The sequence below is a fragment of the Alkaliphilus metalliredigens QYMF genome, from assembly GCF_000016985.1.
Classification (GTDB): Bacteria; Bacillota; Clostridia; order Peptostreptococcales; family Natronincolaceae; genus Alkaliphilus_A; species Alkaliphilus_A metalliredigens.
Genome location: NC_009633.1, coordinates 4,078,830 through 4,092,722, shown reverse-complemented (window position 1 = coordinate 4,092,722; position 13,893 = coordinate 4,078,830). Strand labels below are relative to the sequence as shown.

11 protein-coding genes and 3 pseudogenes are annotated in these 13,893 nt (G+C 34.5%); all 14 read left to right on the top strand.

Annotated features, from left to right (window positions below; all coding sequences use genetic code 11):
* The first annotated feature begins 402 nt into the window (after window positions 1–402).
* The 14 genes and pseudogenes from AMET_RS19615 to AMET_RS19550 all read left to right on the top strand — a co-directional run bounded on the left by AMET_RS19615 (window position 403) and on the right by AMET_RS19550 (window position 13,830).
* Window positions 403–1,191 carry a ParA family protein gene (locus AMET_RS19615; RefSeq protein ID WP_012065027.1) on the top strand — a complete coding sequence of 263 codons (789 nt, stop codon included), beginning with the start codon at window positions 403–405 and terminating at the stop codon, window positions 1,189–1,191.
* Window positions 1,178–2,137, top strand: a complete 960-nt coding sequence (locus tag AMET_RS19610) for a ParB N-terminal domain-containing protein (protein WP_012065026.1) — start codon at window positions 1,178–1,180, stop codon at window positions 2,135–2,137. The genes AMET_RS19615 and AMET_RS19610 overlap by 14 nt, the downstream gene beginning before the upstream one ends.
* Before the next feature lie 6 nt (window positions 2,138–2,143).
* Window positions 2,144–3,103 carry a replication initiator protein A gene (locus AMET_RS19605; RefSeq protein WP_012065025.1) on the top strand — a complete coding sequence of 320 codons (960 nt, stop codon included), beginning with the start codon at window positions 2,144–2,146 and terminating at the stop codon, window positions 3,101–3,103.
* A 56-nt stretch (window positions 3,104–3,159) separates the two neighbouring features.
* Entirely contained in the window at window positions 3,160–3,657 is a 498-nt protein-coding gene (locus tag AMET_RS19600) for a PcfB family protein (protein ID WP_012065024.1), read from the top strand.
* A gap of 230 nt (window positions 3,658–3,887) precedes the next feature.
* Window positions 3,888–5,455 (top strand): annotated as a pseudogene (locus tag AMET_RS25230) (VirD4-like conjugal transfer protein, CD1115 family); the annotation flags it as partial.
* A 527-nt stretch (window positions 5,456–5,982) separates the two neighbouring features.
* Window positions 5,983–6,237 (top strand): hypothetical protein, encoded by a 255-nt coding sequence (locus tag AMET_RS25995; protein ID WP_157047313.1) that lies wholly within the window; start codon window positions 5,983–5,985, stop codon window positions 6,235–6,237.
* A 398-nt stretch (window positions 6,238–6,635) separates the two neighbouring features.
* Window positions 6,636–7,379 (top strand): DUF2971 domain-containing protein, encoded by a 744-nt coding sequence (locus AMET_RS19585; protein WP_198135366.1) that lies wholly within the window; start codon window positions 6,636–6,638, stop codon window positions 7,377–7,379.
* Window positions 7,380–7,577: 198 nt separating this feature from the next.
* On the top strand, window positions 7,578–8,414 hold the full coding sequence (locus tag AMET_RS19580; RefSeq protein WP_012065021.1) for a hypothetical protein: 837 nt from the start codon (window positions 7,578–7,580) through the stop codon (window positions 8,412–8,414).
* 2 nt (window positions 8,415–8,416) lie between these two features.
* Window positions 8,417–9,193, top strand: coding sequence for a hypothetical protein (locus AMET_RS19575; RefSeq protein WP_012065020.1), 777 nt, complete (start codon window positions 8,417–8,419; stop codon window positions 9,191–9,193).
* 162 nt (window positions 9,194–9,355) lie between these two features.
* Window positions 9,356–9,573, top strand: a pseudogene (locus AMET_RS19570) (Maff2 family mobile element protein).
* An 11-nt stretch (window positions 9,574–9,584) separates the two neighbouring features.
* A complete protein-coding gene (locus tag AMET_RS19565) occupies window positions 9,585–10,454 on the top strand; it encodes a VirB6/TrbL-like conjugal transfer protein, CD1112 family (RefSeq protein ID WP_012065019.1) in 870 nt (289 codons plus the stop codon).
* 12 nt (window positions 10,455–10,466) lie between these two features.
* On the top strand, window positions 10,467–10,880 hold the full coding sequence (locus tag AMET_RS19560; protein ID WP_012065018.1) for a PrgI family protein: 414 nt from the start codon (window positions 10,467–10,469) through the stop codon (window positions 10,878–10,880).
* Window positions 10,786–13,241: pseudogene (locus tag AMET_RS19555) on the top strand (VirB4-like conjugal transfer ATPase, CD1110 family). Before AMET_RS19560 ends, AMET_RS19555 begins: the two are co-directional and overlap by 95 nt.
* Window positions 13,242–13,299: 58 nt before the next feature.
* Window positions 13,300–13,830 carry a hypothetical protein gene (locus AMET_RS19550; RefSeq protein ID WP_012065017.1) on the top strand — a complete coding sequence of 177 codons (531 nt, stop codon included), beginning with the start codon at window positions 13,300–13,302 and terminating at the stop codon, window positions 13,828–13,830.
* Window positions 13,831–13,893: the final 63 nt, after the last annotated feature.

Below are 13,893 nucleotides of genomic sequence, written 5' to 3'. Positions count from 1 at the left end.
TATGTAATGAATCCATACATTGACTGATATGTTCCCACAAACGACAGCCAATCTTGGATATGTTCCCCAAAACGAGCCTTAATAAAAATGAGGTTTGAAACAATGGATTTGATAGCTATAAACTCATCTCAAAACACGTGGAAGCGATTGTAAAGCTACAAAAGAAATCTATATAGAAATCGTTGAATTTACACACTTTGTCAAGTTTTGGACCTTTGAAGTGAAACCTGATTTATCACGAGAAAAACGTCTTGTTGATCGAATGAGTGTTTCGGCTGGTGTCTACCTGGATGTAGGGTACACAAAGCAATTTATAGATGAAAATGAATAATATAGTCAAGATATTTAGGGATGCTTATAACGAGTGTCCCTTTTTCATTGCAAAAAAAAGGAGGAACGAAAATGGCAGAGATAATCGCAATAGCAAATCAAAAAGGTGGCGTAGCTAAAACAACAACATCATTAAATTTAGCGTATTCACTCATGAAACTTGGCAAGAAAGTATTGATGATCGATTTTGATGGACAGGCCAATTTAACAACTTGCTTTGGCATTGAAGAACCCAACAGCATCGAAACAAATATTGCACATCTAATGATTGCAAAAATGAATGAAGAAGATATTCCTGATAAGTCGCAGTATATCGTTTCAAATAATGGCATTGATTTAATCCCATCAAGCATTTATCTGTCAGTGGTCGATGCAAATCTTAGACTTGAAATGGGCAGTGAACGCATATTATTTGAAATCCTTGAACCCCTTAAAGCGGATTACGACTTTATCATCATCGATACATCACCTTCACTGGGTTCTCTGACCATAAACGCACTGAGTGCAGCAGACAGTGTCATTATCACAGTTAATCCTCAGCTCCTTGCCATGATGGGCTTGCAAGATTTCTTGAAGACCACAAAAAAGATTCAAAAGAGAATCAACTCGAAGTTAGAGATCAAAGGCATATTACTCACCATGTGTGACTCAAGAACTAATCTTTCAAAGGTTTTATCAGAGCAAATGAGCGAAGCCTATGATGGTGTCGTCAACATATTTGAGACCCATATACCCATGACGGTAAAGGTGGGGGAAGCCATTTACTATAGCAAGAGCATAGCTGAATATTCACCTACTTCAAAAGCGGGAATTGCATATGCAGATTTTGCAAAGGAGATATTGACTTATGAAGAAAGATAGCCCAAGACGAAAGATAGTGGATGCCATTGATTTTTTGACCGATGGTAGACCCGAACAGCAAATTGCAGAAATAGACATGGCGAATATTGTCGAATTTTTTGACCATCCTTTTCATCTTTATGAGGGTAAGCGGCTTGAAGATATGATCGAGAGCATAAAGAAGAATGGCATACTTAACCCTGTGATCGTTAGAACTGTTTCACCTGGTAAATATGAGATGCTTGCAGGACACAACAGAATGAACGCTAGAAGTCTTGCGGGTCTTGATAAAATTCCAGCCTTTATTAAAGAGAATTTATCAGATGAAGATGCCTATATCTATGTCATTGAAACCAATTTAATGCAAAGATCCTTTAGCGACTTGTATCCATCAGAAAAAGCCGTGGTCTTAGAAATGCAGTACGAAAAAGTCGCAAGCCAGGGCAAGAGAACAGACATTATAAGTGAGCTGAAAGCCCTTGAAAATGGTGAGTTATTAGAACCGGAAGAGGGTGAAACGGACAGTCGTGGAAGACTTGCAAAAGAATATGGTCTTTCGGGCAGAACAATAGCCCGACTGCTTAGAATCAATCACTTAACAGAGGCGTGGAAACTTGAAGTGGATAACGACGCCACCTCATTAATGGCAGGTGTGGAATTGTCGTATATTCCTGAACAACTTCAAAAGCATCTATACAAAGAGTGTAAAGATATGGCCATAAAAATCAGTTTTAAAGATGCCAAAATGCTTAAAGAAATGCATCAATCAGGGTCATTAAATGAAAATGAAATAAGCAAATTTTTAATCAGTAAAGAAAAAGGCAAAGTCATTAAAAAGGATTATCAAAGCATTAAAGTATCAACTGAGATTATCAGCAAATACTTCGATGAATCATCAAGCAAAAAAGAGATGGAATCAATCATTGAATTAGCATTACAACATTATTTTGTTGGACAGAAGGGGTGATGAAAAATGCGGAGTCTGAATTTAGATTATTATTATGGTAACGAATCAGAACAATTTTCGTTTTTTCGGATTCCGAAAGTGTTGTTCACAGATGAACGGTTTAAAGAACTTTCTGCTGAAGCAAAAGTTCTATATGGTATGCTACTCGATCGTATGGGGCTTTCTCGTGTGAATGGTTGGCTGGATCAAGAAAATAGAGTGTATATTATTTTTACCATTGAAGAAATTCAAGAGAGTTTAGGTTGTTCAAAACAAAAGGCCGTGAACATGATGGCTGAACTTGATGATCAAAAAGGGATCGGTCTTATTGAGAAAAAAAGACAAGGTTTAGGTAAACCCAACATCATTTATGTGAAAAACTTTATATTAGAAAAGGCTGAAACTGTTGAAAATACAGAAGACTTCCAGAAGTCTAAAAATCATACTTCTGGAAGTATGAAAAATAGAATTCAAGAAGTCCATAAAATAGAATTCAAGGAGTCTAAAAATCATACTTCTAGAAGTATGAAAACGGAACTTCAAGAAGTTCCAAAATTAGACTGTAATAATACTAATCTTAATCATACTGATTTTAGTGATACTGATTTAAATCATATCCAATCTAATCATATCTTTGAGACTGATGGGAAGGATATGATCCAAAATAGAAAGCACTATGAAAGAGCCATAAAAGATAATATCGAATACGAACGGACCTATCAGCAAAATCGCATGAGCAAACAAGATGTTGCTAATATTATCGATATCATGGTGGATGTGTGTATCTTGCCTGATGATGCCACCATAAAGGTCAATGGCATCTCCCTGCCCATTGGCATTGTCAGAGAACGATTTTTGGAAATTGACGCTATGCACATTGATTATATTGTTGACTCCTTGAGGGAGAACCCATCGGATATACGCAACATTCGGTCCTATTTGATTACTACAATTTTCAATGCACCTACAACTTTATCTCAGTATTAGCGAGCTAAGGTAAGCCATGACATTAGCAGTGGCGCACTCTTTAAAGGCGGTGACTCATGCAAGAGCAGGTAACTGAAAAGACCATAGCACTTCAAGTCAGTGCAGCAAAATTTACAGCTACAGAACTGAAAAAATTGATTGAACATTATTTGAGGCATAGAAAACAAGTTAAAATAAACAAAAAGGGTATAAAAACCGTTAAACCCGTTGGTAAAACCACGCTAGAGAAACTAAGTAAGAAACATGATGGCCTTAAAAATATTGAAATCAATGAAAACAACATTAGAGATTTTGAGAAAGTGGCAAAAAAATACAAACTGGAATATGCCTTAAAAAAAGATGATCAGTCAAATCCACCGACTTATTTTGTTTTCTTCAAGGGAAAAGATCTCGATGTCATCGACTTTGCTTTTAAAGAATATTTAAAATCGAGTTTAGAAAAAACAAAAGAAGCGAAACCGTCTTTAAAGGCAAAACTGAAAGAAATGGTTGAAAAGGCGAAAAAACTGAACAAAGATAAAGCTAAGAAACCTCAGAAGGAGCAAAGCCTATGACACCCGATACAAAAAAGTTGATTCTAAAATGGCTGCCATATGTGCTGATTTTTTATGTGATTAATCAATTGTCTGAGCTGTATCAGTCCATTGAAGCAGAGTCATTTATTAATCATTTTTCAATTTTTCTAATGCAACTGGATAAGGTTTTTGAAACACCACTACTGAGCTTAAATGCATTGGATTTACTGGTTGGAATAATAGGGAGTGCATCCGTATACCTTTTGATTTACATCAAAGGCAAGAATGCAAAGAAATTCAGAAAAGGCACCGAATATGGTTCTGCAAGGTGGGGAACGCCAAAAGACATTAAGCCTTACATCGATTATGAGTTTGATAAAAATGTACTCTTAACGCAAAGTGAACGTTTAATGATGGATAGCAGACCCAAGAATCCAAAACATGCAAGAAATAAGAATGTGTTGGTTATTGGAGGCTCTGGATCAGGTAAAACACGATTCTATGTTAAGCCTAATCTTATGCAAATGCATTCAAGCTATGTGGTGACAGATCCAAAAGGAACACTACTAATCGAATGCGGAAAACTTCTTGCAAAAGGAAGGCAGATAAAAAATGGTCAAGGTAAAATAAGCTATGAACCCTACAGGATCAAAGTGCTCAATACCATTAACTTTAAAAAATCAATGCACTACAATCCCTTTGCTTATATACGCTCAGAAAAGGATATTTTAAAGCTTGTGAGTGCCATTATTGCCAATACAAAAGGGGAAGGTGATAAAGCTGGTGAAGACTTTTGGGTAAAGGCAGAGAAATTGTATTATACAGCCCTAATTGGCTATATCTATTATAAAGCACCACTTGAAGAACAGAATTTTACAACATTACTTGAGCTGATTAATGCTAGTGAAGCTAGAGAAGATGACGAGGACTTTAAAAACCCAGTGGATCTATTATTTGATGCCCTGGAAAGAGAAGATCCTGGTCATTTTGCTGTTAGGCAGTATAAAAAATACAAACTAGCAGTAGGCAAAACAACAAAATCAATTCTTATCAGCTGTGGCGCAAGATTAGCACCTTTTGACATTAAAGAGCTAAGGGACATCATGGAATACGATGAACTTGAGCTGGATACTTTAGGGGATGAATTAACCGCGTTATTTGTTATTATTTCAGACACTGATGATACGTTTAACTTCGTGGTGGTATGATGTATACGCAGCTGTTTAATCTTCTAGCAGACAAAGCTGACGATGTATATAGTGGCAGATTACTCATTCATGTGAGGTTTTTATTAGATGAGTTTGTCAACATAGGACAAATTCCTAAGTTTGAAAAACTTATAGCCACAATCCGATCAAGAGAAATGTCAGCGAGTATAATTCTTCAGACACAAAGTCAGTTAAAAGCCATTTATAAGGACCATGCAGAAACGATTGTCGGTAACTGTGATAGCATGTTGTTCCTGGGTGGCAAAGAAAAAACGACACTAAAAGACTTATCTGAAAGCCTTGGAAAAGAAACGATTGATCTCTTTAACAATTCAGAAAATCGCGGTAGAAAAAGAAGCTATGGCATCAATTATCAAAAGGTTGGTAAAGAGCTAATGACTGTTGATGAATTATCGGTGATGGACTCAGGAAAATGCGTTCTGCAGCTCAGAGGTGTGAGACCCTTTCTTTCAAATAAATTTGATATTACAAAACACGAGCATTATAAATTGCTTGGTGATTTTGATAAAAAGAATAATTATGATGTTGAAAGAGAAATGAGGACGAATCTTAGGTTTAGGAAAAATGAAAGGATTGATGTGATGGAAGTTGATTTGAATGAGGAATGATAGTAAGTTACACTTCTGGTCAAGTTGTCCAGAAGTTAAAAAAATGACTTCGATGAGTTAAATGAAATGGGTTTATGGTATAATTGGGTGAAAGAAAAATACGAATTGAAATTTGTGAATAATGTATAACGAAATATTATATGCTAATTAAGAAAGGTTGTATTATGACACGGAATAAACAGAGAATTCTGGCAGTTGTATTAATATTAGTATCATTTTTTGCAATTCTTTTGCAGAATGTTTTTTTAACAATGTTCATTGGTGTTATCTATATAGTTTTATCAATATATTGGATAGTAAAGGGAGCATTGAATCACTTGTTGGAATGTCTTGGCTATTTGACTTTTTACTCGCCAATTTTCAGTTTGATACTTACCTCTTTGTTGATTGAAAATAAAGTGATCGGTAATTCAATAATCTTGCAATATTTAATATTTGGAATATTGTATATACTTGTTTCGTTAATTATAATTTTATTTGGACGAACTAAAATGGTTAAATTAGCTACATTAATTATTGCTCAAGTAATGACCGTATTTTTCATTATTCTTAATATAGTGATTAATTTGATTCCTATAAGTGTTCTTAATGATTTTCTGATTAGTAGTGGAACGACACTTGAGGAACTTCAACTTGTAATGGGATATGATTCACGAACATTATTTATTACAATGTTGCAATTTCTATTTGCACCTGTTTTGATAATGGCATTATTAATGTATTTAGTAATAGAAATCAAAGAATACATTGTGTCTAGAATTGACGATAATAATATCGTTTAACACGCCTGTTTCCAACATTACTTCCGTTGACACAGTCCTTGTGAGACAAGGACATGCGCCACTTTTTCCGCTGTGACGTTAAAAGGAAGGAACGACGGAAACTGCGGGTACGTTAGTGAAAATGGCCATTAAATCGGAATAGTGTTTTACTAACATTAATATTAATTACGTTTAAGATGTAAGAACGTGTGGATCAGTTAAAATGAACTAAAAAAGTAAAAATAACTTTTGGAATTTTAAGGAGAGTAAATATGATCTTATATAAATATAGAGCAGATTCTGAGTTCACAAGGAAAATATTTATTGATTGTAAAGTATGGTTGTCCTCACCGTTGCAACTCAATGATCCATTTGAATGCTCTATACAAAAAATTGTAGCTGAATCTGTTAACAAGAATGTGAAGAAAGATAAAGAAAACCAAATTAGCGGTTTTATTATGGCGTACACAATGACTCCCGCTAATGGAGAAATGTATGGATTACCTAAAAATAAAATAAAGGATATTCTCGATAAAATAGGTCAAGAAAGAAAGTTTGGAAAAAAATATAAGGTATATAAGGACTTTATTGACAGCACTACTGGTAATGCTCCCTCGAATCCAATGACTAAATATGAGAATATAAAAGATCAAATAAATAATATCGGAATTTTTAGTTTGTCCGAAAGAATTGATAGTGGATTAATGTGGGGACATTACGCTGATGGAGCTAGAGGTATTGCAATAGGTTTTAGCGTTGATCCCAACACTATGTTAAGCAATGAAAATCATTGTTTAAAAGTAATGTACTCTAATGATGATAATGTATTAAATGAGCGACTTGAAACATCACTTCTTCTGGGGCTGGAAAATGATAGCTTTAAATTTTATCAAAAAATCAGTTGGAACGATCCATTTTTTAAGTCTGTGATATCATCCAAAGCAGAGGATTGGAGATATGAATGTGAATGGAGATATGTTGAGGAAACCTCAGGTCTCTATGAACTACCGGCCCCAATCAAAGAAATAGTGTTTGGATCAAAGTGCCCGGATGAAATAAGAAAAGAGTATATAAAACTGGTCAAAGAACATATTGGTGAACATGTGGAGTTTTATGAAATGAAAACTGAAGGAAAACAATTTGTAAAAGTGAGATTTCAATAGTAGTAAAAAGTCCAACTTCACTTAACACGCCGATTACCTAAATCACTCTGATGTCACAGCCCTTGCGAGGCAAATGTTGCGCCTTTTGCCAAAGGGTCAAAAGGAGCGACTTCGGTAATCGCGGGAACGAGATAAGACAAGTAAGATTTGAAGATCGAAAAAAATCTAGTTAAAAGAAAATAAATGGTGAGGAATGAAATGGAAAAATGGAAAGAGGCAAGAATCAGCTATATTGATTTTATTAAGGATAATTGTATTTTTGAAAGTAAACTGATCAATTTTATGTATCCGCTTAATTTTGAGAATGCGTATAAAAAACATTTAAATAGTAGATGTATAAAATATATTAATGGAATTAATACCAATATAGAAGACTTACTTTTAATTTACTATAAGATAAATACATTTTACAAAAATCTTAAAGATAACAATATTGCTGAATACAAATACGTACTTAAGACGGAGATTGAACATTTTATTATGCGATATAGAATTGTTTCAAGTAAGATATTAGAGCTAAGAAAAGAACTGAAGAATAAAAATATTGCATGGTCAACTATTAAATATTTCACAGATTCTGAGGAATACAAACAGCTCATTTCCATAAGAAATGATATCGCTCATGAGAGTATTAGAAGTCATGTATTTTACGGAAAAGATGTTAAAAGAGAAGCTGTTCAATTTTACACCAACAGATCTTTAGATAATAATATTTACTTGGATAAAGTATTTTTAAGCCCTGAAGGAGCAGAAATTTATGACCTGAATAGACTTTTAACATGGCTTATAGTAATACTTCTAAATTTGGGATATGATACATTTACTGATATTATACTTGACATTGAAAAACTGAACTTAGTAGATAAAAAGGAACGAAGTTACATTGACAATTATGATGAACAGATTGGTAAAAAGTATTCGTTGCTAACAAAGAGACGAGTTGAAACAGATATTTTGATTTATAATTTAAGTTCACTTTTAGCATACATTAGAGATTTTAACCCAAATGATATTTCTTGTTATTGGAGGGACTAGATATGAATTGTTTCAAAGATCACATAGATGTAATGTTGGGTAACATATTCAACGAAACACAAATTTATAGACCGACATATCCACTGAACTTTGTACATAGCATTTCACAGAATGATGAGTTATGGGAAAAAGATATCTCTGGATCGGTTGAAAAAGAAATTAGATATTTATTTTATATTTATTATAAAATACATTCAATTTATGAAATTTACAAATGTGATGATTGCTTTCTTTATAGTAGACTTATTGCATGTGAATTTGAATATTTTTTATTAAGAGTACCTGTTATTTTTGATATTCTTGAGAAGCACTTTTTAGAGAGCTTGGATAGTACATTAGATAATTTAAACATGGTTATACCACTATATAATGAGCTTTCTCTCATCAAAAAATTACGAAATGAAATTGTTCATCATAGTGCAAAAATAAGTGTATTAAGTACTGGGAATTCACTAGTTTTCAAATATTGTTTGCATCGTAATAAAACTACGGAATTTTTACCATCAACAATATTTAAGGATGAAAACACCTTGGGTTATTACAAATTAAGTGAGTATTCGACTATGATACTTTGCCTTATTCTTAATTACCTGAATGAATTTTTCACTAAAAGTGAAAAAATAAGAAATGACGGAAAGGAGCTGTCCAAGAAAATCATAGATGAAGTTGTATATTTTGACAAAACAACTGATTATCCTTACTCAAGAATAAATATATTTTACGGTGAATTATCAATTTTCAGAGAAAATCTAGATGGTTTTAGAATAAGTTGTTTGTAAGTACCATTGATCACACCTACTAAAAAATAATAACAAACACAACTAAATTAAAGAATCACGATAGTCAAGCACTTGATTGAATAAAACATTCAACAGGTGCTTTTTCTATATAAAAAAATGCCTTAACAAAGACTGCTAAGGCACAAAAACAAAACAGGAGGAATGAAAATGGCTTTTTTTAATTCAGCAATCGACACATTGCAAACGTTGGTTTCAGCGTTAGGTGCAGGACTAGGGGTATGGGGCGTTATCAACTTACTCGAAGGCTTGGTAATGATAATCCAGGTGCGAAATCACAAGGGATTAAGCAACTCATGGCTGGCGGGGGTGTTGTACTAATCGCTACACAACTTGTTCTGTTATTAAAAGGTATGTTTTAGGAGGGATAATTGTGTTTGGAATATTCGATAAGATAGAAGAGTTTTTTAACGATCTTCTTATTGGAATAATCGAGCAAAATTTGACGAGCCTTTTAGTAGATGTTAATGACAGAGTCGGAACCATAGCTGCAGAAGTGGGCCAAACACCCCAGGCTTGGAATGGCAGTATCTTTACTTTGATTAAAAGTCTCTCAGATACTGTCATTGTTCCGATTGCTGGGCTTGTTATGACAGGAATTTTATGCTACGAATTACTATCAATGCTCATGGAAAAAAACAACTTGCATGAAATGGATACATGGATGTTTTTTAGATGGATGATGAAGGCTTTTATTGCAATCTATCTCGTTACGAATACATTCAATATTGTCATGGCAGTATTTGACGTCGGTCAACATATTGTCAGTTCCTCAGCAGGCGTTATTAACATGAGTACGAGCATTGATATTTCTTCAACGATTACTTCAATGGTTGATGGATTAGAATTATTGTCAACAGCGGAACTTGCCATAATTGCGCTGGAGACACTTTTAGTGAAAATCAGCATATTGGCAATATCAGTTATTATCACAGTCATTTTATACGGTAGAATGATCGAAATATATTTATCATGCTCTATTGCGGCAATTCCTTTAGCAACAATGGCTAATAAAGAATGGGGCCAAATAGGGAGTAATTATCTGAGAGGTCTTGTTGCACTGGGCATACAGGGCTTTTTTATAATGGTTTGCGTAGGGATTTATGCAGTTTTAGTTGGGAGCATAGCCGTTACGGACAACATTCACACAACTATTTTTTCTATACTGACTTATACCGTTATTTTATGTTTTGCACTGATCAAAACAAGTGGTTTAGCGAAGTCGGTAATGAATGCACATTAGGAGGAAAAAAGCATGGCATTTGTATCCGTACCAAAAGATTTGAATAAAGTAAAAACCAAAGTAGCGCTTAATCTCACTAAAAGACAACTCATCTCATTTTCTATTGCAGCAGTTATTGGTTTTCCAGTGTATTGGTTTACAAGGGGAACCATTGGCAATGATTTGGCGGTGTTTTTAATGATCGGTTGTGTCCTTCCGTTTTTCTTTGTGGCAATATTTGAAAAAGATGGCATTGTATTTGAAAAGTACATGGGACACATCATCAGGCAAAAATTTATTTACCCTAAAGTTAGGCTTTATAAGACACAAAACTTTTATGCGTACCTAAATCATGCAGAAGAAAGTGAGGTCAAGACGCGTGAAAAACAAGCAGGCAGAAAAACGAGAGCAACAGCTTTCAAAAAATCAAAAAACGTTAAAAAATAATAAGAAGACCTTGAAAAAAGACGAGGATCGAAATAAACAGGCAAAGAAGAAAAAAGCCAAGCGAAAAGTGCCTCATACAGTTCAAGACATATTGGCCTACAAAGCTATATTTCCTGATGGCATCTGTCAGATCAACAATAGAAAGTTTTCAAAAACCATTCAATTCTTTGATATCAACTACTTGTTGGCTCAAAATGAAGATAAGACCCTCATATTTGAAAACTACTGCGACTTCCTTAATTATTTTGATGCAGCCATATGGTACAATTATCCTTCGTAAACATGACCGCCAATACAAATATATTCCTTGAAGCCATACGTATTGATGAGCAAAATGATGACTTTAATACCATTAGAAAAGAATACTCCGATATGCTACAAAATCAACTGGCTAAAGGCAATAATGGTCTTATAAAGACCAGATACATCACATTCAGTATAGAGAGTGATACCTACAGAAAGGCAAAGCCAAGACTTGAACGGATTGAAATGGACATTATCAACAATTTTAAAGTCATGGGCGTTAAATCATACGCATTGACTGGTAAAGAAAGAGTTGAACTGCTTCATAGAATTTGCAATCAAGACAGCAAGGAACAACTGAATTTTGACTGGGATCTGGTTAAAAACGGTGGCATGAGTACCAAAGATATCATTGCACCTACCTCATTTACTTTCACCGATCCAAAGCAACTTAAAGTCGGTCAAACAATTGGTGCAGTAAGTCACCTTCAGATACTTGCTCCTGAACTAACAGACAGGATGCTCGCAGATATTTTAGATTTAAACAGTGATGTAATGGTGAATTTTCATATTAAATCCATTGATCAAACCCAAGCCATAAAAATGATCAAAAGAAAGATCACAGACATTGATAAAATGAAGATTGAAGAACAGAAAAAAGCAGTGAGAAGTGGTTATGACATGGATATACTGCCAACAGATTTGGTGACATTTAATACAGAAGCGAAGAATCTACTGGAAGAACTTCAAAGCAGAAATGAGCGGTTGTTCCTTGTGACGATTCTCATTTTTAACACAGCGACGACTAAGCAAAACCTTGAAAACATTGTTTTCCAAGTAGGTGGCTTAGCACAAAAGTACAACTGTGCCGTGAGGAGACTGGATTACCAACAGGAAAATGGATTTCTTTCAACGCTGCCTCTGGGAGAAAATTTTATTGATATAAATAGGGCGCTAACAACTTCAAGTACAGCAATCTTTATACCTTTTACAACTCAAGAGCTTTTTATGGAGGGGGAAAGCCTTTACTATGGTCTCAATGCATTATCCAATAACATGATTATGGTTGATCGGAAGAAACTTAAAAATCCAAATGGGCTTATTTTAGGGAGACCAGGCAGTGGTAAATCTTTTAGTGCTAAACGAGAGATTACCAATGCCTTTTTAATTACAGGTGACGACATCTTTATATCAGATCCGGAAGCCGAGTATTTTCCATTGGTTCAAAAACTTGGTGGTCAAGTCATCAAACTCTCGCCTAATAGCAAAGACTACATCAATCCTTTAGATATTAATCTAGACAATGGTGAAGATGATCCAATAAGGGATAAATCAGATTTCATCATATCCCTTTGTGAGCAAGTTGTAGGCGGTAGGTATGGACTTGATGGTGAAGAAGTCTCAATCATTGACCGCTGTGTTAGAAATATGTACGAATGGTATATGGAAAATCCATTAAAAGAGAACATGCCGATCCTAGAAGATTTCTATAACATCTTACTGAAGCAAAATAATGATAAAGCAACCGGCATCGCCACAAGACTTGAGATTTATGTTTTAGGCTCAATGAATGTTTTTAACCACCATACCAACGTGAACATTGACAATCGCATCGTTTGTTTTGATATCAAAGAGCTAGGGAGCACTTTAAAGATGCTAGGCATGCTCATCGTTCAAGAAACGGTTTGGGGATGGGTGGCCATTAACAGAAACTCAGGCAAGTCTACAAGATATTACATTGATGAATTCCATTTGCTTTTAAAAGATGAAGCCACAGCAAAGTATTCAGTAGAGATATGGAAGCGATTTAGAAAATGGGGTGGCATACCTACAGGCATTACTCAAAATGTACAGGACTTCCTTGCCAGTAGAGAAGTCAGCAATATTGTAGGGAACTCTGATTTTATTTATATGCTCAATCAAAATGCAGAAGATCGAGCGGTACTAGCAAAGCAGCTGGATATATCAAAGCATCAATTATCCTATGTAACCAATTCAAATGAAGGTGAAGGATTATTGTTTTATGGCAATGTGATTATTCCATTTATCGATAAATTTCCTAAAGAAACCATGCTTTATAGCATTATGACTACAAAACCAGAAGAGATGGAGAAATAAATTGGTTTTAATTCCCTCGAATTCGGGGGAATTAGAATTTGAGAATGGTGGTGATTGATTGACAGATAAGAAAAAGCTACAAGAGAAATTTAGAAAGAGACTTTATAAGCCAGAAGATGCCAATAAATCTGAGATCATTAAAGAAAGAGATCTACAGGCAAATGAAGAAAGCTCTGATCCTCAGGACTCAGTTTCTCTGAGTGATGAAAAAGTTACTCGATTAGATGCTGTTCCAAAGCGCCGAATAGATGATAGGCAAAACTATAAAAAGACAGATCAGAAAATTAAACAAAAGAAAAAATTTTCAACGGAAGGTCGTTATAAGCAAAAACAACATTCTATCAAGAGGACTCTTCAAAATAAACGAAAACCATCAAAATTAAAAAAATATGAAAATAAAGCATCTCAAAAGGTAGATCAGAGAACTTCAAATTCTAAAGGCACTGCTGGTGTTATGGATAAGGATAAAGTTAAAACACAGTTTGGCTCAGAGAAAAGAACATTAAACAAGCACAAAACGCAAAAGGCGCATGAGTTTAATAAGAAAAAGTTACATCAAAAAGCCATGGGTGTACCCTATGCCATTTAAAATACAACGGATCAATATGGGCGGTTAGAAGAGCAAAAGGAGTCTGATGACAATTCTGCAGTA

Excerpts from the sequence above, each read along its gene's own strand:
- AMET_RS19615 (WP_012065027.1), top strand. The coding sequence starts at position 403 with ATGGCAGAGATAATCGCAATAGCAAATCAAAAAGGTGGCGTAGCTAAA.
- AMET_RS19580 (WP_012065021.1), top strand. The coding sequence starts at position 7,578 with ATGGAAAAATGGAAAGAGGCAAGAATCAGCTATATTGATTTTATTAAG.
- AMET_RS25995 (WP_157047313.1), top strand. The coding sequence starts at position 5,983 with ATGACCGTATTTTTCATTATTCTTAATATAGTGATTAATTTGATTCCT.
- AMET_RS19610 (WP_012065026.1), top strand. The coding sequence starts at position 1,178 with ATGAAGAAAGATAGCCCAAGACGAAAGATAGTGGATGCCATTGATTTT.
- AMET_RS19600 (WP_012065024.1), top strand. The coding sequence starts at position 3,160 with ATGCAAGAGCAGGTAACTGAAAAGACCATAGCACTTCAAGTCAGTGCA.
- AMET_RS19605 (WP_012065025.1), top strand. The coding sequence starts at position 2,144 with ATGCGGAGTCTGAATTTAGATTATTATTATGGTAACGAATCAGAACAA.
- AMET_RS19560 (WP_012065018.1), top strand. The coding sequence starts at position 10,467 with ATGGCATTTGTATCCGTACCAAAAGATTTGAATAAAGTAAAAACCAAA.
- AMET_RS19575 (WP_012065020.1), top strand. The coding sequence starts at position 8,417 with ATGAATTGTTTCAAAGATCACATAGATGTAATGTTGGGTAACATATTC.